Origin of the sequence: Okeania hirsuta (assembly GCF_003838195.1) — a bacterium.
Lineage (GTDB): Bacteria > Cyanobacteriota > Cyanobacteriia > Cyanobacteriales > Microcoleaceae > Okeania > Okeania hirsuta.
Window position 1 is genome coordinate 1 of the sequence record NZ_RCBY01000118.1, and the last position, 24,557, is coordinate 24,557.

At 35.4% G+C, this 24,557-nt stretch carries 17 protein-coding genes, 1 tRNA gene and 2 pseudogenes; 8 read left to right on the forward strand and 12 right to left on the reverse strand.

Annotated elements, in window-relative coordinates; all coding sequences use genetic code 11:
* Window positions 1–318 precede the first annotated feature (318 nt).
* Both D5R40_RS18905 and D5R40_RS18910 read left to right on the forward strand, forming a co-directional pair.
* Window positions 319–392: transfer RNA gene (locus tag D5R40_RS18905), tRNA-Pro, on the forward strand.
* Window positions 393–772: 380 nt separating this feature from the next.
* Window positions 773–1,363 carry a YdcF family protein gene (locus D5R40_RS18910; protein ID WP_124146525.1) on the forward strand — a complete coding sequence of 197 codons (591 nt, stop codon included), beginning with the start codon at window positions 773–775 and terminating at the stop codon, window positions 1,361–1,363.
* On the opposite strand, the gene D5R40_RS18915 is transcribed toward D5R40_RS18910, so the two are convergent.
* From D5R40_RS18915 to D5R40_RS18945, 7 genes are all read right to left on the reverse strand, one after another.
* Window positions 1,324–1,656 carry a DUF2288 domain-containing protein gene (locus D5R40_RS18915; protein WP_124146511.1) on the reverse strand — a complete coding sequence of 111 codons (333 nt, stop codon included), beginning with the start codon at window positions 1,654–1,656 and terminating at the stop codon, window positions 1,324–1,326. The genes D5R40_RS18910 and D5R40_RS18915 overlap by 40 nt on opposite strands.
* 20 nt (window positions 1,657–1,676) lie before the next feature.
* Complete coding sequence (locus D5R40_RS18920; RefSeq protein WP_124146512.1) at window positions 1,677–2,312, reverse strand: lysophospholipid acyltransferase family protein; 636 nt, start codon at window positions 2,310–2,312, stop codon at window positions 1,677–1,679.
* Between the two features lie 439 nt (window positions 2,313–2,751).
* On the reverse strand, window positions 2,752–3,663 hold the full coding sequence (locus tag D5R40_RS18925) for a substrate-binding domain-containing protein (RefSeq protein WP_124146513.1): 912 nt from the start codon (window positions 3,661–3,663) through the stop codon (window positions 2,752–2,754).
* 1,371 nt (window positions 3,664–5,034) lie between these two features.
* Window positions 5,035–5,928 (reverse strand): ACP S-malonyltransferase, encoded by an 894-nt coding sequence (gene fabD / locus D5R40_RS18930; RefSeq protein ID WP_124146514.1) that lies wholly within the window; start codon window positions 5,926–5,928, stop codon window positions 5,035–5,037.
* Between the two features lie 480 nt (window positions 5,929–6,408).
* Window positions 6,409–7,416 carry a beta-ketoacyl-ACP synthase III gene (locus D5R40_RS18935; RefSeq protein ID WP_124146515.1) on the reverse strand — a complete coding sequence of 336 codons (1,008 nt, stop codon included), beginning with the start codon at window positions 7,414–7,416 and terminating at the stop codon, window positions 6,409–6,411.
* A gap of 431 nt (window positions 7,417–7,847) precedes the next feature.
* Window positions 7,848–8,885 (reverse strand): phosphate acyltransferase PlsX, encoded by a 1,038-nt coding sequence (gene plsX / locus D5R40_RS18940; RefSeq protein WP_124146516.1) that lies wholly within the window; start codon window positions 8,883–8,885, stop codon window positions 7,848–7,850.
* 313 nt (window positions 8,886–9,198) lie between these two features.
* Window positions 9,199–9,804 (reverse strand): IS607 family transposase, encoded by a 606-nt coding sequence (locus D5R40_RS18945; protein WP_124146517.1) that lies wholly within the window; start codon window positions 9,802–9,804, stop codon window positions 9,199–9,201.
* Window positions 9,805–10,919: 1,115 nt separating this feature from the next.
* On the opposite strand from D5R40_RS18945, the gene D5R40_RS18950 reads away from it, so the two are divergent.
* Window positions 10,920–12,233 carry a D-alanyl-D-alanine carboxypeptidase gene (locus D5R40_RS18950; protein WP_124146518.1) on the forward strand — a complete coding sequence of 438 codons (1,314 nt, stop codon included), beginning with the start codon at window positions 10,920–10,922 and terminating at the stop codon, window positions 12,231–12,233.
* A gap of 468 nt (window positions 12,234–12,701) precedes the next feature.
* On the opposite strand, the gene D5R40_RS35565 is transcribed toward D5R40_RS18950, so the two are convergent.
* From D5R40_RS35565 to D5R40_RS18960, 3 genes are all read right to left on the reverse strand, one after another.
* Window positions 12,702–12,845: a hypothetical protein gene (locus D5R40_RS35565; protein ID WP_161564655.1), complete on the reverse strand. Its 144-nt coding sequence runs from the start codon at window positions 12,843–12,845 to the stop codon at window positions 12,702–12,704.
* A gap of 647 nt (window positions 12,846–13,492) precedes the next feature.
* Window positions 13,493–14,356: an NAD(P)-dependent oxidoreductase gene (locus D5R40_RS18955; RefSeq protein ID WP_124146519.1), complete on the reverse strand. Its 864-nt coding sequence runs from the start codon at window positions 14,354–14,356 to the stop codon at window positions 13,493–13,495.
* An 807-nt stretch (window positions 14,357–15,163) separates the two neighbouring features.
* On the reverse strand, window positions 15,164–15,385 hold the full coding sequence (locus D5R40_RS18960; RefSeq protein ID WP_124146520.1) for a hypothetical protein: 222 nt from the start codon (window positions 15,383–15,385) through the stop codon (window positions 15,164–15,166).
* A gap of 126 nt (window positions 15,386–15,511) precedes the next feature.
* Between D5R40_RS18960 and D5R40_RS18965 the strand changes: the two genes are divergently transcribed.
* Together D5R40_RS18965 and D5R40_RS18970 are read left to right on the forward strand one after the other, a co-directional pair.
* Entirely contained in the window at window positions 15,512–16,723 is a 1,212-nt protein-coding gene (locus tag D5R40_RS18965) for a hypothetical protein (protein ID WP_205127486.1), read from the forward strand.
* 1,115 nt (window positions 16,724–17,838) lie between these two features.
* The gene (locus tag D5R40_RS18970) at window positions 17,839–18,612 is read left to right on the forward strand and encodes a superoxide dismutase (protein ID WP_124146521.1); all 774 of its coding nucleotides are present in this window, start codon (window positions 17,839–17,841) and stop codon (window positions 18,610–18,612) included.
* Window positions 18,613–18,812: 200 nt separating this feature from the next.
* Here the strand turns inward: D5R40_RS18970 and D5R40_RS18975 are convergent, their stop codons facing one another.
* Window positions 18,813–19,169, reverse strand: coding sequence for a hypothetical protein (locus D5R40_RS18975; RefSeq protein WP_124146522.1), 357 nt, complete (start codon window positions 19,167–19,169; stop codon window positions 18,813–18,815).
* 826 nt (window positions 19,170–19,995) lie between these two features.
* Here D5R40_RS18975 and D5R40_RS39815 point away from each other — a divergent pair.
* A complete protein-coding gene (locus tag D5R40_RS39815; RefSeq protein WP_240039118.1) occupies window positions 19,996–20,157 on the forward strand; it encodes a hypothetical protein in 162 nt (53 codons plus the stop codon).
* A 21-nt stretch (window positions 20,158–20,178) separates the two neighbouring features.
* Window positions 20,179–20,754: pseudogene (locus D5R40_RS18980) on the forward strand (serine/threonine protein kinase); the annotation flags it as partial.
* 17 nt (window positions 20,755–20,771) lie between these two features.
* Here D5R40_RS18980 and D5R40_RS39820 read toward each other — a convergent pair.
* Window positions 20,772–21,221: pseudogene (locus D5R40_RS39820) on the reverse strand (Uma2 family endonuclease).
* Between the two features lie 230 nt (window positions 21,222–21,451).
* Between D5R40_RS39820 and uvrA the strand changes: the two are divergent.
* On the forward strand, window positions 21,452–24,430 hold the full coding sequence (gene uvrA / locus D5R40_RS18995; RefSeq protein WP_124155050.1) for an excinuclease ABC subunit UvrA: 2,979 nt from the start codon (window positions 21,452–21,454) through the stop codon (window positions 24,428–24,430).
* The last annotated feature ends 127 nt before the right edge of the window (window positions 24,431–24,557 follow it).

A 24,557-nucleotide genomic window follows, 5' to 3' on the forward strand; every position in this document is an offset into this window, starting at 1 on the left:
CCATTGGTGGCCGAAAATTCAGGTTTAATTACTCCGATGCTACCGGATTTGATATTACCTCTCCTTGAAAACGGATAGGATTGACTCAAAGGAAAGTTTTTTCTTGTTTCTCCTTTAAAGGAGAGGCCTTAAACCTTAATTATTCGGTAAGGGGAAAGATAGAAAAATCTTGCGTTATCTGAGTTTTAGGCTTTTGATATGTCTGCGGCCTTTTCTTCGACTGCTATAACTATCATAAATGTATAAAAAATATCTTTCTCAAAATATAATAATTAATTGCAAAAGTGTAATATGATGTTATAGTATATTAATGGTTGTCGGGGCGTAGCGCAGCTTGGTAGCGCACCACTTTGGGGTAGTGGGGGTCGTGGGTTCAAATCCCGCCGCTCCGATTTTAATTAATATTATAGAGAAGTCCAAAACTCTCCTATAATGTATTTTTGGCCTTGAATAGGCTGCTGTTCCATGCAACGCCTCTACCTATTCCCTAACCCCTCAGCAAAAAAATCATAGCTAAATTCACGAACACCAGAAATTGTTATTTATTCAAAAAATCTTTTGTATAGCACTATGGAAATAGGTTAGCGCAATTATAAACACTCAAACTCAGCCAGGGATTAATTTGCGCCTTCTGACTTCTAACTTCTGAGTTCTGACTTACGCGTAACGCCATAATTGTCTACTCCGGATGGTAAATAATACTATCTGAATATTTATTTGATAGAATCTAATTCCATCTGTAACACTACAGATGGTTTTTTATGTGAAAGATATGGTGTTGAGGGTTATTTCAAGTAAAAAATTATACAAAGAATTGAAGATTTCCCGCATTTTCTGGTTTCTACTAGGACTTATATTAACTTTTTGGATTAGTTATCAACAGTTTGCAGGTAGTTTAGAAACACCTCAAGCTTTATTTGTACTTGGTGGGGCGATAGAGAGAGAAGTTTTTGCTGCAGAATTTGCTCGTCAACATCCGCAGCTAGATATTTGGGTGTCTTCTGGCACTAACCCAGAATATGCCGACTGGTTATTTTCTAGGAGTGGTATTTCGCAAACTCGCTTACATTTAGATTACGATGCCGTAGATACTGTAACTAATTTTACAACAATGGTAGATAAGTTAAAATCCCACGGTATCACAAGTGTTTATTTAGTTACTTCTGATGACCATATGCTTCGTGCCCAAGTTATCGGGGAAATTGTTTTGGGTAGTAGGGGCATTAATTTTAAGCCAATGCCTGTACCTTCTGGGCGATCGCCCGAACCCATTGAAAAAGTTATTAGAGATGGCATTAGAGCAATTTTATGGGTGACTACTGGTTATACTGGTGCAGGACTGGTAGCTCCATTATCTTCTTGAGTAGCATCAGATTCTTGTACTAAAACAAAAGGTTGTACTATCAAAGCATTAAATTTTTTACTATCATTACTATTCCAAATTGACAATTGTTCGGCTGAGGGCTTATAAATAAGTTCTCGGCTAATCCAGTCTTGCACAGAAGATGTATTATCAGAAGCGATCGCTACTCCTACATCTAATATATCTAAATTTTGGCCGACAATTACTACAGCATCACGTTTTACATGGGGTACTAACCAATTCCATTCAGCTACATCCAAGTTTTCGGCCAATTGTTCTCTAATATCCTGCATTTGTTTTTTAACTAAATATCTTAACGTCCTAAATCGTGCATTTTGTTAATTATGTCTGCACATTTTTGACTTATTAATTCTAGCTCTTGTTTCTTGGTTGACTCTGGAGGTGGTATAAGTTCTCCAATTCTGACAGTTATTGGTACAGAATTAGCTATCAAACCTTGACGTTTCACTGCATGGGTACCGTAGATAGAAACTGGTAATAATGGTACTTTTGCCTTTGCCGCAATTAAAGTCGCCCCCAATTTTGGTTCTGTAATTTTACCATCAGAAGTCCTAGTCCCTTGTAAAAAGATACCTACTGCCCACCCCTGCTCCAAACTATTGAGTGCTGAACGAATAGCACTTCGATCTGCCGATCCTCTTTTAACTGGATATGCTCCGTATAATGTAATAATCTGCTTCAAAATAGGTACTTCAAATAATTCCTCTTTTGCCATATAAGCAACAGGTCTTTTCATACAAACAGAAACTATTGGAGGGTCTAAGTCACTGGCATGATTACTAACTACGACGAATGGCCCTTGTTGTGGAACATTTTCTGTACCATAAACATTATTCCGAAAATAAAACTTAAGTATAGGAACTATTACTGACCATTTTAATAAGCGATAAAGAATTAAATTCTCGACTGGTTCACGATTTCTAGCCACAAGATATGACCTTGATTTTAGGTTAAGTTAGTTCATCATCATAACCTATAGCAGGGAACAGGGAACAGGCAACAGGCAACAGGCAACAGGTAAAAGTGGGAAAATAATTTCTCTGTCTTAATATTCATCATCAACATAAGTCAAACACCAACTCGTTCCTTGCTATATCAGTTTTTTTGCTGCAGAAGGTTAAGCATTTCCTGCGGAATGCTGCGCAAACAGCTTTCAGCTTGCCTCATAAGGTTGGAACTACGTTATCTTTTCTTTTGCGAGTTTAATACCCCCATCGTCACTTGCGGTGCTTAAAATTGTTTGGGGGTATAAGAAACGGAGTGGTGTGTCAAGACTATCCATCAGCAATTTTCCCTTCTGCCTTTTGCCTTCTTCAATCTAAAGGTATAAAATCTGCCTGTTGTACAAGTTGTTGACCTTTGGTTGATCAAGCTAATTCTAGAAAATTTTTTACTGCTAAACTTGTTTGATTTGGTACTGCTAAAAATACACTACGATTCAGAGGATAATTGTCATTATTAGGAGTAGTTTTATCTACAGGTGAAATGTCGTTTATTGGCATGATTCTAACGGTGGTTTGATTTTTTGCCTGAGCTACTGTGGTATAGCTAATTCCATTATTGTTCAATTCTCGTAAAATTGGAGTTGTGACATCTCTTTGATATGTAATAAAGTTTGAACTATCTGGAAGAAAAGATTCTCCTAATAAGACAACATCTTGAAAGAAATTGTAGCTGCCACTTTTGGGAGAACGGTTGATAACTTTTATCGGCAAATCATCACCACCAACTTCTGACCAATTGATTATTTTTCCCTGATAAATATCTTTGAGTTGGTCTAATGTTAAGCTTCCTTTGTAGGGATTATTAATTCCGACTACTACTGCTAAAGCATCTTTGGCAATAGGAATTAATTTAATGTTTGATTGAGAGCTTTCTTCTGGTCGTAATGTACGAGATATTGCTGCTATTTGTACTCGATTTTCTAGTAAATTTTTGATGCCTTGATTAGAACCATTTGGTCTACCTTCAGGTACTCCATAAGTGATGGGAATATTAGGATATTTTTGTTCATAAGCATTTTCCATCAGTTTGATTAATTTAACCATCGTCACACTACCATCCATTGCTAATATATTGGGATTTGGTAGAGATGTATCTAGGTTAGAGACTATTTGATTAGCTGGTTCAGGGATGCTTAATTTTTTTGATGGATTATTAACAATATTGTTGTTAGTATCTGGTCGATTTTGATTTAATAAAAACCAGTATCCTCCTCCAGCTAGTAGGAAAAATAATAGTATAAAAAAAATTACTGGTGGTGCATTATTTTTAGCCATGATTGTTTAGCTTGGTTTGATAGTTATACTAAGTACAATTTGGATAGGATTATTGATGAAGTCATAGATCGCCAATACCTACCTATAAATTTTTGTGCCTTTTGTTTCTATTCTATAATTTTAGTCTGAATAAGTAGGATTAGGCGATTTCGGAGATATTCTTTTGCTTACTTAGGAATAAGTATTTTATTACTGACATAATTTAGATAGAATAATACCAATTTTAGATGAGTCTACACAGAATTAGGTGTCAGGTGTTATATAAATTTTATAATTCTGTGCAGTCTCACATAAAATTGATATAACACCTGACACATAATTTAGATAGAATAATACCAATTTTAGATGAGTCTACACAGAATTAGGTGTCAGGTGTTATATCAATTTTATGTGAGACTGCACAGAATTATAAAATTTATTAACTTGTCTGTCTCGATCTACAGTTAACCCCGATCAAAATATTATTCTATTTTGGAAAAAAAATTTACGAATAATCAGGGCAGTTAAAAGACATGTGCAAGAGATTTCCCTTGGACTAACAAAGATAAATTCCGACCTAATAAATGGTATCAAAGCTATTCATTTTGATTCGGCAACTCCTAAGAAATAACCTAGTTATTTGTAGCAAATATTTATCAAATTGGTATTATCGGGAAAATCAGATAAACAGCAAATAGATATTTTTTTATAGATATAGTCATTCTGAATAAGACTGTAACACTTTTTTAGCTGAAACTCTTTCAAGGTAAGAAACTCTTGTCTCAATCTTAACTGGAATGACTATAAGTAAGATTAAAGGTAAAATACACTGCACGAAGTAAATTTTCCAAAATTATTTTACTTCCATAAGTCGCAAAATAATAGACTCTCCTATCTCCTTCCTGACTCCTAGTCTCAAAATTAATTTGATTTATGACTAGGTATTTATCAGTAATCCAAGTAGGATATAACCTAATAATTTATAGTTATAGAAATCCTAAATCCTTCCTGATAATTTGATTTATTGCTTCGGTGTTTTCCATTGCCTCTTCCCTATTCCCTAACAGTTGAGGATATCTCACAAGTCAAATAGGATTGTTATATAGAAATCCCAAATGATATGTAAAAAATCTAAGGATATATAAAAACTCTGAAACTTTTCCCCCTATTCTCCAGCTCCGGTATTCCCTAAATTCAAAGATATTTTTACCCGCAATTCAAATAAGATTTTTATATTAGTCTGAAAATTCATAGGGTTTGACGATTCTCATTGCTATCCAAAAAGCCTAATTTTTTTACTTATGATCAATTCAAAAATAATATCAAACTATCTACCTAAATTTTTGACTAGAAATAATCAAAAAATCAAGGCTATTCTTTAGCTTTTTACTTTTAACTTTCAACTTTAACTTTAATATCCTTTAAACTACTTACATTTGCTAATTTAAAATCTGGGCAAGTTCGTTTAATTATACCTGTGAGAACTTTCCCCGGACCAATTTCTATGACTTTTTCTACTTCTTCTTTTTGCATCTGTAAAGATGTTTCGCGCCACCGCACGCCATTTGTCATTTGTCTATCCAGACGTTGTTTTATTGTCACTGCATCTGTAGTAGCAATTGGCTCAAAATTGGAAATTATGGGAATTTTTGCATCAGCAAATTTTACTGATTCTAATATTTGTTGAAATTCTGTAGATGCCGACTCCATTAAGTGAGAATGAAACGCCCCAGAAACATTTAACTTCACTACACGTTTAACCTTAATTTTACTGAGTAAAGTTTCGACTGCTTCTGGTGTACCAGATATTACAACTTGAGCTGAATTATTATCATTTGCGAGAACAACATCTGCGGTTTGCTGAAGTTCTTCTTCAAGCTGTTTTTGATCGAATCCCATTAAAGCTGCCATCTGTCCACCTGTGGCATTATTCATAAATTCGGCACGTTTTTTAACTAATGTTAGTCCTGTCTCAAAATTAAATACCCCAGCGACGTAGAGAGCAACATATTCTCCTAAACTATGACCTGCAACAATGTCTGGTTGAAAAGAATTAGCCAACATTTCATCTGCTAATAAACTTTCTACTACATATAAACAGGGTTGAGTATAAAGAGTTTGAGATAATTTTTCTTCTTGAGTTTTACAAATTTCTGTTATAGACCAACCTAAAATTTCGTGAGCTTGCTCAAATTTTGCTTTAGCAGAAGACAAGTCTAACAAATCTATTCCCATACCAATTTTTTGAGAACCTTGTCCCGGAAACACCCATGCTGTTTTTGTCATTTTGATATTAAAATTTTGCCTATTATTTATGTCTAAAAGTTGTCAGCTATTTAGCCTTGAAATTATATAGTAGTCGAAGGAAAGTTGCTTGATAGTTAAAAAGTTTAAAGCTCAGATAACGTAAGACTTTTCCTCCTATTCCCTATTCCCTACTCCCTGTTTAATAAAAAATCCAATCAATTATTGCAGATAAATAATCAATTATTTCCCCTATTCCCTATTCCCTAATTCGGAGCGACTTTCTAAAGAGCGGGTTCCCTCGCCATATCCAATCGACCAAGAGAATAAAAATTTTCATGATTAGTCAATCAATTCCGTTTTAAAGGAGAGGTCATTTCAGTTATCAGTTATCAGTTATCAGTTATCAGTAACTCTAGCTAAAGCAAGAGGCTTGACATAAGGAATACTCTTTTTTTTATCCCCTTAAAAGGGGAGGCTTTAAACCACAATTTTTCGGTAATTATTATTAATTATTAATTATTAATTATTAATTTTTGAAATTCCCCACTCAAAAATTGCTGCTCCCCAAGTTAACCCTGCTCCAAAACCAGAGGCAGCAATAATATCTCCCGGTTTAACTTTACCCTCTCTAACAGCTTCATCTAAAGCTATAGGTATAGAAGCAGCAGAAGTATTACCATAATTTCCGAGATTACTAATAACTTTTTCTAAGGGAATTTTGAGTCTACTAGCAACAGAATCAAGAATTCTTTGGTTAGCTTGATGTAATAATAACCAGTCAATTTTCTCAGTACTCATATTAGCTTTAAATAAAGCTTTTTCTATCACTTCCGGAACTTTTTGAACCGCAAAACGATAGACTTCTTTCCCATTCATAGTGATTGGTTGATAAGTACCTTGACTAACAGTTACTCCCTCAATTATTTGTTTTGCTTGGGGTTGATAAGAAAGATTTAGACAGTTATTTTGACTACCATCACTGCGAAGTTCAAACCCAAAGAGTCGGTCTTGTTCTGAAGCTTGCAAAACCACAGCACCAGCGCCATCTCCAAATAACACACAAGTACTTCTATCTCCCCAGTCTACCCATCGGGATAAAACATCTGCCCCAATCAGCAAAACATTCTGATACACTCCTGTACGGATAAATTGTGCTCCTGTGACTAGACCAAATACAAAACCAGAACAAGCTGCAGTCATATCAAAGGCCACTGCTTTCTGGGCACCCAATTCTGCTTGAATTTGACTGGCAGTGCCAAATAAATCATCTGGAGTAGATGTGGCCAAAATTATTAAGTCAATATCTGCGGAAGTAATATTAGCTTGGGCGATCGCTGCTAGAGATGCTTTAGTCGCGAGGGTACATAATGATTCTGTTGTATCTGCCAGTCGTCGATTACGAATCCCTGTACGAGTGCCGATCCATTCGTCAGAAGTCTCTACTATTTGGGATAACTGTTGGTTATTTAGGGATACTTTTGGCGTAGCTGAACCGCTTCCTGTAATGGCAATACCGATATTTGTCATCTGTCAGTTTTTAAGCTCTTATTGGTTTGATCGTTACTAATGACCGAATAATTAAAGTTTAAAACCTCTCCTTTAAAGGGGAAAAGCTCTCGTTAGCGGAGCTTCCAGTAGAGTGGGATGGCGTTAGCGGAGCGGCTCTGTTAAGAGCGGGTCTCTTCGCCATATCCAATGGACTAAGAGAAAAGAAAAAATTTTCCTTTGAGTCAATCCTATGTTTTCAAGGAGAGGTAATTGTTAATTATTCATTGTTAATTGTTAATTGTTTCTACTAACCATTCTTAAAGGCTATTTACTCTGAATTTACCTATTTCAAATTTTGCTATTTTTTGACTTATTTGAAATTTATGATTGATTCTATCTACTAATTTTTTTTGTTCAATAATTTGGGTAGCTTCTAATTACAGTGAATCAGTCTAAAATATCTAGAAAAATTACTGATTGCTGACTATTGATTTGTGATTTTCTGGTACATAGTTAGAATTAATTCGTTCAATTACTTTATTTTCTACTGCATCTCTTGCTGAACGAATTGCATTAGATATAGCTATAGCTTTAGAAGAACCATGACTAATAATACAAATTCCTCCTACTCCTAATAGTAATCCACCTCCATGTTCTACATGGTCTATTCTTTGCTTCATTCGTTTTAAATTAGGTCGTAATATTGCAGTACCTATTTTTCCACTCAGTCCTGGCGTTAATTCTTCTTTCATCATTTGCAATACAGCATCACCCACTGCCTCAGCAAATTTTAATAAAACATTTCCGGCAAAACCGTCACAGACTATCACATCAAAACTGCCAGATAAAACATCCCGACCTTCTGCATTACCAATAAACTTAATTTGATTATTTTCTTGCAGTATTTGATGAGTCCTGACTGATAAATCATTTCCTTTTGATGGTTCTTCCCCAATATTCAGTAGACCCACTTTTGGTTCAGTAGTCCCCAGAACATATTCGCTATAAATTGTCCCCATAACTGCAAACTGCTCTAAAAATTTAGGACGGCAGTCTACATTCGCACCAACATCAAGAATCAGTACTGGTTTTTTGGGAACCATAGTTGGCAAAACTGCCCCAATTGCAGGGCGATCGATTCCTGATAGTCGTCCCAAACGTAGTAATGCGGAGGCCATGGCTGCTCCTGAATGACCTGCAGATACCACAGCATCAGCCTCTTTTTGCTTGACTAAGTTCATCGCCACATTAATTGATGCTTTGGACTTACGTCTAATAGCAGTCAAAGGTTCTTCGTGCATTTCCACAATTTCCTCCGCAGGGACTATTTCTGGCAGAGGTTGATTTGACTTGTGATTAATACAGGCTTTGATTTTCTGAGGGTCGCCAACTAACAATACTTTTACACCATGAGTTTCTTGTGCTTGTATTGCTCCCTCAACAATTTGTGATGGGGCGTAGTCCCCACCCATAGCATCTATTGCGATTCGTGTAGGTGTTATTCCCATTGATCCAAGTTAGAGAAGCCTTCAAGATTTTATCAGTTAATTGATCTTTATTTACTTTTAATAGCTATCAGCTATTAGCTATCAGCTATCATCTATCAGCCGAAAAATTTGTGCATATAATTAGGCACCTGTTTGCGGAGCATTCCGTCAGGAAAAGCTTTTTAAATTAGTGACTTTTGAAAAATTACTCTCTCGGGCATTAATTCAATTTATAACAGCAAAAAAATATTTTCTATAAACACACAAAAGATACAGCCTTCCGAATCCATTGACAGATATCTTAAATTACAGATAATTTTTGACTTAATAAATATCAATTTATTTGATTGGCTGCCTCTTGCAATTTTTCGACTATTTTTTTATTCTTTTGGCTACGGCTACCATATAACCTAGCACTAAAAACTTTGATTATTTCTAAGATATCTGTACCCAAATCTTCTTCTTCTGTGGATTCAGACAAGTGATTAATAATCACTATTTCTGTGCCAAAAATCTCACAAATTGTAAAAATTAGTTCCGAACCAAATCTTACTAAACGGTCTTTATTTGTTAAAACTAAACGCTCTACTTTTTCTGAGCAGATCATTTTTATTAATCTTACTAACCCCCGTTTTCTATAATTGATTCCAGAGCCTAAATCTCGGATAATTTCTACTAGCCAACCCTGATTATTACAGTAGGCTTCTAGTACCATAATTTGTGTATTTAAATCGGCTGTTTGCTCAGAATTAGAAATGCAGGCATAACCAATAGTTTTACGTTCTCCAGCTCTTAGTCCAAGAAGAGTGGTCACATCATATCGGCGATGTCCATTTTTGGTTCTTTCTGATTGGATTTTGCCTTCACGTTCCCATCTTCTTAGAGTACTTTCTGCTACTCCAAGTAGTTCTGCGGCTTTCCCTATAGAAATTTTGCTCATTTTCAGAACTTAGCATATTCAATAAACAAGTTTAGCAAATAATGATGTCTTACTGTTGCGTATGTCAAAACAGTAATGAATATATTTTCTGTTTTTGATTCAATAATTACACCAGCTCCTGAGCAATTAATTTTATGTTTCCGGAGTAAGAAATTCCAAATTCATGATTGGCAAAGGTTTGATACCTTACTGTTGTGTATATCAAAACAGTAATGAATAATCTGCTTCCTCAATAGGAGTATTTAAATTCATGATTGCCAGGTGTTTGATGTCTTACTGTTGTGTATGGCAAAACAGTAATGAATATATTTTCTATTTTTGATTCCATAATTACACCAGCTCCCAAGCAATAAATTTTCTGCCTCCTCAGTAGGAAACTCCAAGTTAATCATTGCCAGGTGTTTGATGTCTTACTGTTGCGTATGGCAAAACAATAATGAATAAATTTTCTATTTTTGATTCCATAATTACACCAGCTCCCAAGCAATAAATTTTCTGCCTCCTCAGTAGGAAACTCCAAGTTAATCATTGCCAGGTGTTTGATGTCTTACTGTTGCGTATGGCAAAACAGTAATGAATATATTTTCTATTTTTGATTCCATAATTACACCAGCTCCCAAGCAATAAATTTTCTGCCTCCTCAGTAGGAAACTCCAAGTTAATCATTGCCAGGTGTTTGATGTCTTACTATTGCGTATGACAAAACAGTAATAAATATATTTTCTATTTTTGATTCCATAATTACACCAGCTCCCAAGCAATAAATTTTCTGCCTCCTCAGTAGGAAACTCCAAGTTAATCATTGCCAGGTGTTTGATGTCTTACTATTGCGTATGACAAAACAGTAATAAATATATTTTCCTTTTTTGATTAAAGAATTAGACAAGCTCCTGAACAATCAATTTTCTGCTTTCTATCCCCTAAAAACATAATCTTTGTATGATGAAGTGCGGAATGTAGGATATATATGATTGAAGTCCACTATGATATAGCAAGGAAAAAGTTAGTTAGGACAGAGATTGATGATGAACCTGAGACAGAGAAAAGCTTTTACCACTGTTCCCTGTTCCCTGTTCCCTGCTATAGAAAAACTTGAAAAAAAATTGAATTGAGTTATGTGGGATTTGTTCAGCTATGGAATTATATCTCTGTGGCTAGAAATGGCAGGCATACAAACTATTGGGCAAAATACTGTAACCATACTCAAATGGCAAACAGGTTTACCTCAATTAATTTCACCTGAAAATTCCGATCGAATATTAACTATAAAAGTAGATGAATACTTGAAAGGTTTGGCAGCCAAGAGATTACTAACTTCCGATGCTCAGGGTATATGGATACAGTCAGAATTTAAACTTTTGCATGGCCGCGAAGGTACACTTCCGATGCCTGGTGCTTCCTTAACAAAAATCGCCACATCTTTAGCTGCCCTAGAAACTTGGGGACCTCAACATCAATTTGAAACCTCCATCAGCACCACAGGACCAATTACAAATGGAATATTGCGAGGAGATTTGGTAATAAATGGCGGTAATGACCCATATTTTGTCTGGGAAGAAGCGATCGCCCTGGGTAACGCCATCCAAAAATTGGGAATTAATCAAGTCACAGGTAATTTGATTGTAGTGGGTGATTTCTGGATGAACCATCAGACTAATCCCATAGTTGCAGGCCAATTATTGCGAGAAGGTATCAATTCAGCCACTTGGTCTAATAATGTGAGAAATATCTACAACCGAATGCCACCAGGAACACCTCTGCCAAAAGTAGCGATCGCTGGTTCTGTAATATCCCAAAAATCTGTATCTACAGAAATTCCAATTATTCGACACAAGTCTTTGCCACTTATCTATATTCTCAAAACTATGAATGTAGAAAGTAATAATAAGTTGGCTGAAATAATAGCTAGTAATTTGGGTGGAGCAAAAGTTGTTCAACAAAAAGCTGCCTGGACTGCGGGAGTGCCTCAAGCAGAAATTCAGTTAATTAATGGTTCTGGGTTGGGAGTAGAAAATAAAATTTCTCCAAGAGCTGTGAGTGCAATGTTAATAGCTATTCAACGGTATCTTCAAACTTCTGAGTGGGTTATTGCTGACTTATTTCCGGTATCTGGTTATGACCGAGGAACTTTAGTAGACCAGTCTAGGAGTATTCCCCAGGGTTCGGCGGTGAAAACTGGTACTCTCAATGATGTGATTGCTTTAGCTGGAGTTATTCCTACCCGTGAAGAGGGTTTGGTTTGGTTTACGATGATTAACCGAAGTCCCTACTGGGAAGCAACACGGGTGGAGCAGGATAAGTTTTTACAGCAATTGGTAAGTCTTTGGGGAGTTACTGAAGTACCTGCTGTGATTACTCCTCAGATTAATGGTAATAGGTTGGGTTTGGGAGCTAGCGATCGAAATCAGATTTTGGGACAACAAAATTAAGGTGTTGCTGAATAAATTTATGATTTCACAGGAGTTAGTATTGCATCCGATAGGAAAAAGCGTAGCTCCTCCGGAGAAGGCTAACTGATAACTGAAATTACTTTTAGCTACTTACCATTACATTTAAGCAACGTTGCCAGACAAGGATTTGGCCACGGATACACGGATGATTAATCTGCATCCTGTGAAGCTCCAAAAAAAACGGCAAGGTATAGCAATGAGCGCTCAGGTATTTACAATGTCCAGCTCAAAGTGCAGTAAGCGAAAAGGTGTACAAAAAATAATGTGTAAATATGCCAGCGCACATTGCTATATTTCTCCTTGCATCGCCAAAAAAATCATGATACGATTTTGTTATTAGGTGTTGTTCGCCCATATATATGACTTTTTATTCAACTAAAAAACAGCATATCGTTACTGAATATATATAGAAGAGATACTCGCACCATCAAAGCACCAGAAAAATTATCATCCTGTGAAGCACTTTGCTGGAAAAGTAACGATTGGAAAATGTTTCACCCCATCAACAGTATCAATATTATTCATGTAGAAGCGATCGCTATATTCACAAACCCAGAAACTATCATTTTGTGAAGCTCTAAAAAACGGCAAGGCTTTTCCCCTTGCATCGCCAAAAAAATCATGATACGATTTTATTATTGGGTGGTGTTCGCCCAGGGCAAACGCATCTCGTCAATAAACTAGGGGTAATTATCAATAAACCGGGTTTTATTGCGCTTGTTGACAATAGACTTTCAACATATAGTGTCTATAAAATCAAATAAACACTACATATAGGGAATGGCAAAATAAGATGCGTTTGCCGTGGGTGTTTTCCCGTACGCATGACTTTTTATTCAACCAAAAAACAGCACATTGTCACTGAATATATAGAGATACTCACATCATCAAAGCACCAGAAAAATTATCATCCTGTGAAGCACTCAAATAAAGAACTAACGGCCGGAAAAATTTTCACCCCATCAAAAGATCGATATTACATATTCACAAATCCAGAAATTATCATCTTGTGAAGCTCTAAAAAAGGCAAGGCTTTTCCCCTTGCATCGCCAAAAAAATCATGATACGATTTTATTATTGGCTAGTGTTCGCCCGTATGCATGACTTTTTATTCAACTAAAAATGGTGTGAAAACTTACCACTAATTGAATTTCATACATCAAATCAGCAACACCACAATTAGGAGTAATTTTTTTTTATCATTTTAGAAGAACGTGCCGATCAAAAGAGAAAATATTCTAATTCTCTGGATTAACTGCCGAAAATAAAGCAGAATAATCCACATTTGACAATCCTAGTTCAATAGTTTTCCCCAAAACTTTACGCACTCCTTCTTGAATACTCACATCAAGTCCTACTGATTCTGCCGCATTAATAAATATGTTCGTATCCTTCAATAAATGTTTAGCTGGAAAATTAGGATTTTCATAATTTATGTCTAACATTCGTTGTAATTTTTTATCAAATGTTGGAGCATATAAAGCGCTGTCCCGAACAATTTGCATAAACAAATCTACGTCTATTCCTTCCCGAACTATCAACCCTAAACTCAGAGCAAAAGCAGTTGTTAAAGAACCAATTAATTGATTCATTGCCAACTTAATTGCAGCACCACTACCTACCGCACCAATATGTAATGGTTCGGGACTAAATATCTTTAATAAACCACACCATTTTTCATATTGTTCTGGGGAAGCTCCCACCATCACAATTAAACTACCAGATTTTACTTGAGGAATACTGCCTAAAACAGGAGCTTCTAAATATTCACCGCCACAAGCAACAACTTCATCTCTAATTTGTTTACTTTCAGTAGGAGAAATAGTTCCCATTTGAATTACTGTTCGACCCGATAATTCCGCTTTTGAACTATCAGATAAAAGTACATCTTTAATAGCCGTATAATTTGTCAACATCAAAATTAAACATTCAGAATTTTGAATAGCTTCAGCCGGAGAATTAGCAATTTTAGCACCTGCATTTTCGAAAGGTTCTAATTTTGATTGAGTACGATTATAAGCAGTTACAATATGATTAGCTTCTAACAATTTTTGAGCTATTGGCAGACCCATTAAACCCGTTCCTAAAAATCCAATTTTCATTAGTCATTTCCTCTATATTTTCAGATGTTGATACCATTATTTTTGATCTTTGTCAAAAAATATAGCATTTAACAAACTAATTCAAAGCAATGATTTCTAGAAATATTGTGCTAAACTTGCTAAGACAATGGGCTATAATAATATTAAATTTTGTCTGAAATTGAAAGGCTAAAATATTTAGTTGTTTGATGAGTAATTTGTAATTTATCGGTAATCCAAAATAACTTACTTTTAGGGTAAATCAGTTAGTAAATAGTATTTATCAACGGCAAAAATATTATTTGCTAGAGCCTATTTATTCTTATTTATGTCCCAATCTAAAACTACCAATCAATGATATTATACCAAGGGTGAAAAAAGAATGTTTAACTTAGGTAAAACTTCAATTATTAAGTAATTAACACAGGCGGAATGACATTTTTGATAATTAGCACGCCAGTTAATATTAATTATTCAAAAAAACATACCCCTGAAAACTAGTGCAGGATGGCACAAATAAGTGACCAGTAAAAGCATTGGCCTCTTCGTGAGATAGAATACTCATCGGTGCGATTGCTATCAGAGGCCAGGCAAAAAAAAACCCCCCAGTAAAACAGGAGATTAACGGAGTAAACTAGAATTTATTCAAACCCAATCAACCAACAACCTTATTCCCTTACATCTCGAAAACTCCAGACCTGAACGACAATTTTACCTGTTAACTTTTGAGGCTTTCAATAATTAATAATTACTAATTAATAATTAATAATTAATAATTACCTCTCCTTGAAAAGAAGATGATTGACTAATCATGAAAATTTTTATTTATTATCCCCTTAAAAGGGGAGGCTTTAAACCACAATTTTTCGGTAAATAATATTCAATTACACTACCATTTTTTAATCTTAATAAATCCCGTTTTTTGATATTATCTTGCACAAGTAATGCTTGAAAGGCGATCACATCTACTTCTATCAAAGGTTCTAAAATCAAATAAACTAACTTTTGGCTATCATCCGTTACTAATCCTATTTCAGTTTTCGCCTTCAAAAATATCAAACTCCCACTAAATCCGGTAAAATTATCCGATGACTTACCAATATTAACAAATATAATAGTAGTAGCAAAGAAAATAACTTCTTTATCCGTGTATCTATATTTTAACCAACTAAAATTATGGAAAATATCAACGATAAAATTCTAAATATAGTGGCAGAGTTTTTTGCCTCTTTTGGTCAAAAAGAAGCATTGACTTTATTACTGGCAATAGACAGAGAAAAAGTATATAATGATTTCTTAAAAGCTGAGGCTGGTTTTAACAGTTATAAACTAGCTTTTCTGGATAAAGGCATTAAAAATTCTCCCTATCAAAACCAGGTAGAAAATTATCCAGAACATTTAACTAGGCTGCCTAATTTAGCAATCCCAGGAGCAAAAACTTTTCCTAATGTTGGCGAACTTCCTGATATTGATGAACAGGCTCTTAGTTTTATTCATCCTGATATTAAAGAGGCTTGTATTTGTCTAGTTGGTACTGCTGGCGGACCGTTGAAATCTCGTTGGTTAGGCAGAAATTCTTTGGATAAATGTCAATATTGGAGTTCTACTAAAATTATCGCAATCTTAAATGTTATTTGTTCTATTAATGGAGATATTAATAAATGCAAAATCTGCGGAGATGGAAATTTTTTAGACTTTAATGAAGTTGTAGAAGATATTTTTACTTATGGAAAAAAAATTGGTGGTTCTAATGCTTTAGCTGCAATGTTTAAATGTTTTCAGATTTATGTAGATTTAGAATCATGGCTCAAGGAAATCACAGGTAATAATCATACGGAATTTCAAGGTTTATATGGTGAGGAACCGTTTATTTTTTCTCCCCAAATAACACAAGACGACCGGGTATTATTAAGTGCAGTATCGGAAAGTAAAAAGCGAGCAGAACAACCTGGAGAAAATACTGTCGCTACTTATGATTTAACTAGAATTATGTCAATGGTTGGTTACTATTATCATTTACCAGAATCGGCAAAACTGCCAGGAATGTCTTGGGAAAATTTGCAACCTTTTATTCGTAATGCTGGTAAAGATACTGCTCGTTATGTTGATGTGGCTCTGGAAAAATTGGGTATTCAAGATAGTATTAAATATCCTGTTATTCTATCTAAATTAGGTTTTGGATATAGTAGCAGTCGCAAACGTACAGAACTTACTTATACTTGTTTTATACAGTTTGAATATCAGCAAAAAGTTAGGTCTATGGCGATGACTTTGCGGGCAGCAAGAGCTTTAGGAGATTTTGACAAAGAAGCAGTAGAAATAGATGCACGGATGGCAGCCGAAGTTACGGAAATTCTGAGGCGTTTAGTAACTGATGAACTAGAATAATTTCCAATCAATACAATATTATATATTATTAAATAAAAAAACAGGAACTATAAGAAAAAATGCAGATTTTTTTTCGCTAAAATAAAGTAATAATTTTTCTCTTTATTTTATTTTTTTGAGCAGGAAAGCAGAAGTTTAAATAATTAACAATTACTTCTTATTTTCAAGAAGATAATTAACTAATACCAAGACTGATAAGTGTTTGTTATATCATCTCCGGTAGCATGGTTTGTGTATAGAATTAAGTCAGCATTGGAATAAACCTTTAAACATAAGCGCCTTTTACCCTCTGCCTTCCTTCCAGCAAAGTATAAATCCAAGGATTTATTGAGGTCGAAAAAAAAATTAAACAGAAGTTGCTTTGACCAAAGTATAATATGTTTTTCCGGAAATCCCACAGCTAAAATTATCATTTTCTTTGTGGGTTTAATACCCCACCGTCTACAGGGTGTTCAAAATTACTTGGGGTTAGAATCCATAAGTAATTTTCCTCCTGTCTCCTGCCTCCTTCTTCAATGTAATTCTCTGTCCCCTCTCAATAATTTTGATTTGTTTTGCCAAAAGTCTATTGCTGTTAAAATTATGAGGTATAAAGATTAAAAAATATCATTAATTCCTGGCTTTTTAAATCATCAACTTACGCCAAAGTAAGTTGAAAATTAGAGATGATATAATGTCCGTTTAATTAGTAATAAAAAACTTCCTTATTCTTTCCTCCTGACTCCTGACTGCTCCGTAGTTATTGATTAAGTATTCAACCGGGTATGAGAGACTGTTTGTAAAAGGAATATTAAATCCAGGCGTAGGGTGGGTTAGGCGACAATAACTATGAATCGTAACAAAATTTAACTTTCCGCCATAACCCACCGAATATTAAGTACTCTGGCCGTCTTAATCTTTAGTTTATAAACACTCTCTGATATGAGAGTAAATCTGGAAAGTTTACGCAATAACATATCTGCTTGGAGGTACAAAAAACATGAAATAAAAAAAATTGTATCTCATAAATAATTTATTTCCCAACACAAAATACTCGAAATAATTTTTAGATTTCTATATCGGGTGCTATGGCTGTTAATATATTTTATATAAACTATTTTTATGAAAAACTAATAATGAACATTAATCGACGCAAATTCTTAATCTTAAAGAGTGCAACTTTAGGATCTATGGTTCTAAGTGCTTGCCAAACATCAACAGATCATTCTTCTTCATCCGTAACTCCTTCTACTTCAATAAATGATACTAAATCAGTGGAAAACTCTGGGGTTTTTAAACTAACACCTCTACCTTATGAATATGATGCATTGGAACCTTATATCGATCAAGAAACTATGCAGTTTCACCATGATAAACATTATGCTGGTTATATTAAAAATTTGAATGGAGCGATCGCTAAGTATCCTGAACTTAAAGAAAAAAATGCAGAAGATTTATTGCGTAGTTTGAATACTTTACCGGAGGATATTCGTACTGCTGTACAAAACAATGGTGGTAGTTATGTTAATCATAAGATGTTTTGGGAAATTATGACTCCTAATGGTGGGGGTGAACCTGAAGGAAAAATAGCTGCTGCTATTAATGAAAGTTTTGGTAATTTTGATAGTTTTAAGCAAAAGTTTAATGCTGCTGGTGGTGGTCGTTTTGGTAGTGGTTGGGTTTGGTTGGTTTTGGGTAAAGGCGGAAAGTTAAAGGTTACTAGCACTCCTAATCAAGATAGTCCTTTTTTGACTGGGGATTATCCGATTATGGGTAATGATGTTTGGGAACACGCTTATTATTTGAAGTATCAAAATCGTCGCGGTGATTATTTGAATGCTTGGTGGAATGTTGTTAATTGGCCGGAGGTTAATCGCAGGTATGAATTGGCGATCGCTTTAATTGCTTAGTAATGGTTAGTTGCTAAAATCTGATTAGTTTATCGAATATTTAAGGATTGGATTTTTAGTTGAATAAATAGTCATACTTAGGTGCAAACGACTCCTAATAAGTTAATAGTATCAAAATTTTTTTGGGGATGCAATGGTAATTTTTGCCGTTTTTTTGGAGCTTCACAGAATGATAATTTTTGTGGTGAGGAGTTATCAGGTTAGGTGGGAATTATCGAATAGATATTGATTTGATTGATAATTTGAGAAATTTGGTGGTGATATTTATTTGATTTTTTATGGCTGAGAAGATGAGTTAATTTCGTGGAGTGGAAATTGTGGGAAGAGTAGGGAGCGATATTGTTTGGCAGGGTTGAGGCGATCGCTACAAAACAACCACATCTTTGTTTTTTAGATGCTTCACAGAATGATTTTTCTCTGGTTTTAAGTGAACCTTTATGTTCTGCTCTTTCTAGGAGTTTTATCTGCTGTTGACGATACGGCTGATGCCACGCTTCGCGATCGCTACAATCTCTTAATATCCTAACCTTACTTTTTTTAGTTGAATAAAAAGTCATGATTAGGGGCAAACAACCCCCACTAATTTAATACTATCACAATTTTTTTGAGGATGCAATGAGAAATCCTTCCGCGCGCCGATTTTTTAGAAGCTTCACGGGATGACATTTTTAGTGGTGAGGAATTATAGGTGGCAATAATGGAAAAGATATTAATTTAACGATGCGAGAAATTTGGCGGTGATCTATAATTTTTGATTTTTGTAATTTTTGTATTTTTGATAGCTGAGAAAATCAGTGAATTTCGTGGAGTGGAAATTTTGGGTACAATAGGGACGGATATTGCTAGGCAAGGTTGAGACGATCGCTAGAAAAAATAGACAATTTTTCTAGAGAGGTTCACAGAATAAAAATTCTTGTAGTTTTTGAGTAATGGATGGGAATAATAGAGAAGAGATTAATTTCATTATTAGATATTTAGTTGCTTGGGCAATTGGGTAAATCAAACACAGAAATGGTAACTATTACAACTCTAACCTTTGAACTTAGCTCACCTTCTAATGAATCATTCCCCACCAGAAAAAATTATTCGATCTAATAGTAAATATACTCAATTAATTTAAAACATATAGAATCAAGAGAAAATACTAATGCTCAAAGAAGCTTACTAGGAATAGTAATAAGTCATCAAATTGTCTGCATAATTAAAGAACAAACTAAAGTTGCAGGAGTAATAACAAAATATCTATGCAAGTTACTATATTTTTGCAATGAAATAGGTTAATTTTGTCAGATTAAAATTGTTTCCTATGACAAAAGCAATATTCCTCGGCCACCTTGGCAAAACCACTTGTTTAATTGCTTGAAAAAAAGTCAGTCACAGAATATGAAAAATTTTCCAGATTTTACTAATTACGGTTATCAAATTAGTCAAGAACTAGGGCGTAATTTACAAGGTGGAAGGATTACATATTTAGCTTCCTCTATCACTTCAAATCGACAGGTTGTAATTAAGGAATTTAGATTTGCTCTTGCTGATGGAAGTTGATCAGCTTTTAAGAATTATCAACGGGAAATTTCAGCTCTCAAACAATTAAAACATTCTCAAATTCCTTATTATTTAAATTCTTTTGAAACTGAGTATGGGTTTTGTTTGGTAACAGAATATATTCATGCTCCATCTTTGGCAGAAAGGCATATTTTTACTCCTGAAGAAGTGAAACAAATTGCTATTTCAGTTTTGGGAATTTTGGTATATTTGCAAAATTTTCAACCTCCAATAATTCATCGGGATATTAAACCGGAGAATATTTTAGTGGATGAAAATTTGTAGGTTTATTTGGTGGATTTTGGTTTGGCAAGATTGCGAGGTGAGGAGTTGGCTTTAAGTAGTATTGCAGCGGGAACTCCAGGATTTATGCCACCGGAGGAAATGTTTAATCTACCTTTGAGTAATGCTTCTGATTTATATAGTTTGGGGGCGACTTTAATTTGTTTGTTGACGGGAACTAGGAATGTGGAAGTTGATAGGTTATTGGATGAAGATTATAAGTTTAAGTTTGAAGATTTAGTAAATCAAATTCCAGCAAGTCACACTTTGGTAAAAAATTTTTCACAACGCTCTAACTTTTGTACTTGTTTATAACCACTACCAATAGGTTGTCAATAAACCTCCAAACATTCCTCATTAATATCTACCAACCAAACCTCAATTACATTATTTTCTGCATCAAGAGGAACTTTAACTTCACGGTCGAATTGAATCGTACTATCTGCCACTTCAATTACCAAAAATAAATCCTGAGACTGGGGATGTCCTGATTAATAAAAATCTGCTTTTGGTTCTAACAAAGCTATATCTGGTCATGGTTCAGAATAATCATCTAATTCAACAGGGTTTTGAACGCTGACTAGAGTTAGATCGTCTAACTTTTGAGAAAATAATTTATTTAAACGATTTACACAAGCTGCATGGTGACAACCTACTGGGGACATTTTGAGAATTTCTCCTCTTATTAGTTCTACTCGCTCATCTTCTTTCAGGATGCCTACTTCAGGCATTTTGTTATATTCTTTGACGTTAAATTGTCGTTTTCGCAGTTGGACTGACATGGCACACCATTTTTTGAGATTAGCATTCTATAGGAAAGCGGAATTGAGTTCTATATGAATGCTTCACAGAATGAAAATATCTCTGGCATTGCTCCTGTGGAAGATTCCGAAAAATCCTTTGGCACGACTAATTTTCCGATAACTGATAACTGATTTAGGTGTGTCATGGCACTACAAATTTTGCTGATAACCGATAATTGATAACTGATAACTGATAACTGATAACTGAAATGACCACTCCTGAAAATACCATCCGCATCAGAGGTGCCAGACAACATAACCTCAAAAACATCGACCTAGAACTCCCACGCGATCGCCTCATTGTGTTTACAGGAGTCTCTGGCTCTGGCAAATCCTCCCTCGCCTTCGACACAATTTTCGCCGAAGGGCAACGTCGCTACGTCGAATCCCTGAGTGCCTATGCCCGACAATTTCTCGGACAGCTCGACAAACCAGACGTAGACTCCATCGAAGGATTAAGCCCTGCCATTTCCATCGACCAAAAATCCACATCCCATAATCCTCGCTCCACAGTCGGCACCGTCACAGAAATTTACGACTATCTGAGATTACTATTTGGTAGAGCAGGAGAACCCCATTGCCCAATTTGCCACCATAATATTGCTCCCCAAACTATTGATGAAATGTGCGACAGAATTATGGCTCTTCCAGACCGCACGAAATTTCATATCTTAGCTCCCGTGGTTCGAGGCAAAAAGGGGACTCATAAGAAACTTTTGTCTAGTTTAGCTGCTCAAGGATTTGTTCGTTTGAGGGTTGATGGAGAGGTTGTAGAAATTGCTGAAAACATCAATTTAGATAAAAATTATACTCATACTATAGAAGTAGTGATTGACAGACTTATCAAAAAGCCTGGGATAGAGGAGCGTTTAGCAGATTCTTTGAATACTTGTCTACGTCAATCTACTGGAATTGCTTTAATTGACGTATTAAATAACACATCAGTAAAAATAGGGGCAGTGCCTACAAAAAATAAGTATAATCTAAATCCAGAAAAAATGGCAACTTCAGCTAATTCTAAATCTGGGAATAATTCGGCTAATTCCAGTCAGGAACTAGAAGTAGAAATGGAAAAGTCTCAGACTCAAATAGTCTTTTCGGAAAATTTTGCCTGTCCGGAACATGGAGCGGTGATGGAGGAATTGTCGCCGCGGCTCTTTTCTTTCAACTCCCCCTATGGTGCTTGCCCGACCTGTCACGGCTTGGGTAGTTTGAAGCAATTTTCCCCGGAGTTAATAGTACCCGACCCTAATGCACCTTTATATTCAGCGATCGCTCCCTGGTCGAATAAGGAAAATCCCTATTATTTTTCTCTTCTTTATAGTTTGGCTGAAGCTTATGACTTTGAGATAGAAACTCCCTGGAATAAATTGAGCAAGAAAGAACAAAAGTTAGTGCTTGAAGGTAGCGACGAACCTATCTGGATGGAAACGAAAAATGGAGAAGGAGATTATCGTTACTACCCTGGAGTTATCCCGACTTTGGCAAAGCAATATGAGGAAACTGGTTCAGATTTAATCAAACAAAAATTAGAACAATACTTAGTCAATCAAACCTGCGAAACTTGTCAAGGAAAAAGATTAAAGCCAGAAGCACTTTCCGTAGAAGTCGGGCAATATAAAATTATCGACTTTACAGAAGTTTCAATTCGAGAATGTCTAGAAAAAATCAATAACTTACAACTGAGCGATCGCCAGGCAAAAATAGCAGAATTAGTATTGAGAGAAATCCGAGCCAGACTAAATTTTCTTTTGGATGTTGGCTTAGATTATCTAACATTAGACCGAGCAACAATGACACTTTCTGGAGGAGAAGCACAAAGAATTAGATTAGCAACACAAATCGGTTCTGGCTTAACAGGAGTTCTCTACGTTTTAGACGAACCAAGTATCGGTTTACATCAGAGAGATAACAATCGCCTCTTGCAAACTTTAACCAAACTTCGCGACTTAGGAAATACATTAATAGTTGTAGAACATGACGAAGAAACTATTAGAACTGCCGACCATATTATTGATATAGGTTCCGGAGCAGGAGTGCATGGCGGGCGAATAATTTCTCAGGGAAATTTTCAGACATTATTAGCAACAGAAGAGTCACTAACAGGTGCTTATTTATCCGGCAAAAAATTTATTGCCACCCCATCCGAAAGAAGAGCAGGAAATGGCAAGTCTCTACTACTGAAAAATTGTCATCGAAACAATCTCAAAAATATAGATATAGAAATTCCTTTAGGAAAACTTGTCTGTATTACTGGCGTTTCTGGTTCAGGAAAATCCACCTTGATGAACGAATTACTTTATCCAGCTTTGCAAAATCATCTCAGTCGTAATATTCCCTTTCCCAAAGACTTAGAAAAAATCAAAGGATTAAAAGCAATAGACAAAGTAATCGTAATCGACCAATCACCTATTGGCAGAACTCCCCGTTCCAATCCAGCAACTTATACAGGAGTGTTTGATGTAATTAGAGGAATATTTGCCGAGACTATCGAAGCAAAAGCTAGAGGTTATAAACCAGGGCAATTTTCCTTTAATGTCAAAGGTGGCAGATGTGAAGCTTGTAGCGGACAAGGCGTGAATGTAATTGAAATGAATTTTCTGCCAGATGTTTATGTGCAATGTGAAGTTTGTAAGGGTGCAAGATATAGTAGAGAAACTTTGCAAGTGAGATATAAAGATAAGTCAATTGCTGATGTTTTGGATATGACTGTGGAGGAAGGTTTGGAAGTATTTAAAAATATTCCAAGGGCGGCGAGTCGATTACAAACTTTGGTAGATGTGGGATTAGGTTATGTGAAATTAGGTCAGCCTGCACCGACTCTTTCTGGTGGGGAAGCTCAACGAGTAAAATTGGCTTCTGAATTGTCTCGGCGAGCGACGGGAAAAACTATTTATTTAATAGATGAACCGACTACTGGTTTATCATTTTATGATGTTCATCAGTTATTGAATGTTTTGCAAAGATTGGTAGATAAAGGAAATTCCATTGTAGTGATTGAGCATAATTTAGATGTGATTCGTTGCGCCGACTGGGCAATAGATTTAGGTCCGGAAGGAGGAGATAAAGGAGGAGAAATTATTGTTTGTGGAACGCCGGAAGAGGTGGCAGAGAATTTTCAGTCTTATACTGGGAAATATTTGCGAGAAGTGTTGGAAAAGTATCCGCCGAAAGTTGAGGAAAATTGAGATTTACTGAAGTTTGAAATTTTTGCCAGTTCTCTGAGGAGATGAAAATTTCACTCTTATATAGATAGTCGAAAATTTGTCAGAGACTTTTCCCAGATATCTGCTCTATCTAGAGGAAAGTAGATAT

What these genes read in the sequence shown, in the direction of transcription:
- D5R40_RS18910 (WP_124146525.1), top strand. Translation starts at nt 773, where the DNA reads ATGGTGTTGAGGGTTATTTCAAGTAAAAAATTATACAAAGAATTGAAG.
- D5R40_RS18915 (WP_124146511.1), bottom strand. Translation starts at nt 1,656, where the DNA reads ATGCAGGATATTAGAGAACAATTGGCCGAAAACTTGGATGTAGCTGAA.
- D5R40_RS18925 (WP_124146513.1), bottom strand. Translation starts at nt 3,663, where the DNA reads ATGGCTAAAAATAATGCACCACCAGTAATTTTTTTTATACTATTATTT.
- fabD (WP_124146514.1), bottom strand. Translation starts at nt 5,928, where the DNA reads ATGACAAAAACAGCATGGGTGTTTCCGGGACAAGGTTCTCAAAAAATT.
- D5R40_RS18935 (WP_124146515.1), bottom strand. Translation starts at nt 7,416, where the DNA reads ATGACAAATATCGGTATTGCCATTACAGGAAGCGGTTCAGCTACGCCA.
- plsX (WP_124146516.1), bottom strand. Translation starts at nt 8,885, where the DNA reads ATGGGAATAACACCTACACGAATCGCAATAGATGCTATGGGTGGGGAC.
- D5R40_RS18945 (WP_124146517.1), bottom strand. Translation starts at nt 9,804, where the DNA reads ATGAGCAAAATTTCTATAGGGAAAGCCGCAGAACTACTTGGAGTAGCA.
- D5R40_RS18950 (WP_124146518.1), top strand. Translation starts at nt 10,920, where the DNA reads ATGTGGGATTTGTTCAGCTATGGAATTATATCTCTGTGGCTAGAAATG.
- D5R40_RS18955 (WP_124146519.1), bottom strand. Translation starts at nt 14,356, where the DNA reads ATGAAAATTGGATTTTTAGGAACGGGTTTAATGGGTCTGCCAATAGCT.
- D5R40_RS18965 (WP_205127486.1), top strand. Translation starts at nt 15,512, where the DNA reads ATGGAAAATATCAACGATAAAATTCTAAATATAGTGGCAGAGTTTTTT.
- D5R40_RS18970 (WP_124146521.1), top strand. Translation starts at nt 17,839, where the DNA reads ATGAACATTAATCGACGCAAATTCTTAATCTTAAAGAGTGCAACTTTA.
- D5R40_RS18975 (WP_124146522.1), bottom strand. Translation starts at nt 19,169, where the DNA reads ATGACTTTTTATTCAACTAAAAAAAGTAAGGTTAGGATATTAAGAGAT.
- D5R40_RS39815 (WP_240039118.1), top strand. Translation starts at nt 19,996, where the DNA reads ATGAAAAATTTTCCAGATTTTACTAATTACGGTTATCAAATTAGTCAA.
- uvrA (WP_124155050.1), top strand. Translation starts at nt 21,452, where the DNA reads ATGACCACTCCTGAAAATACCATCCGCATCAGAGGTGCCAGACAACAT.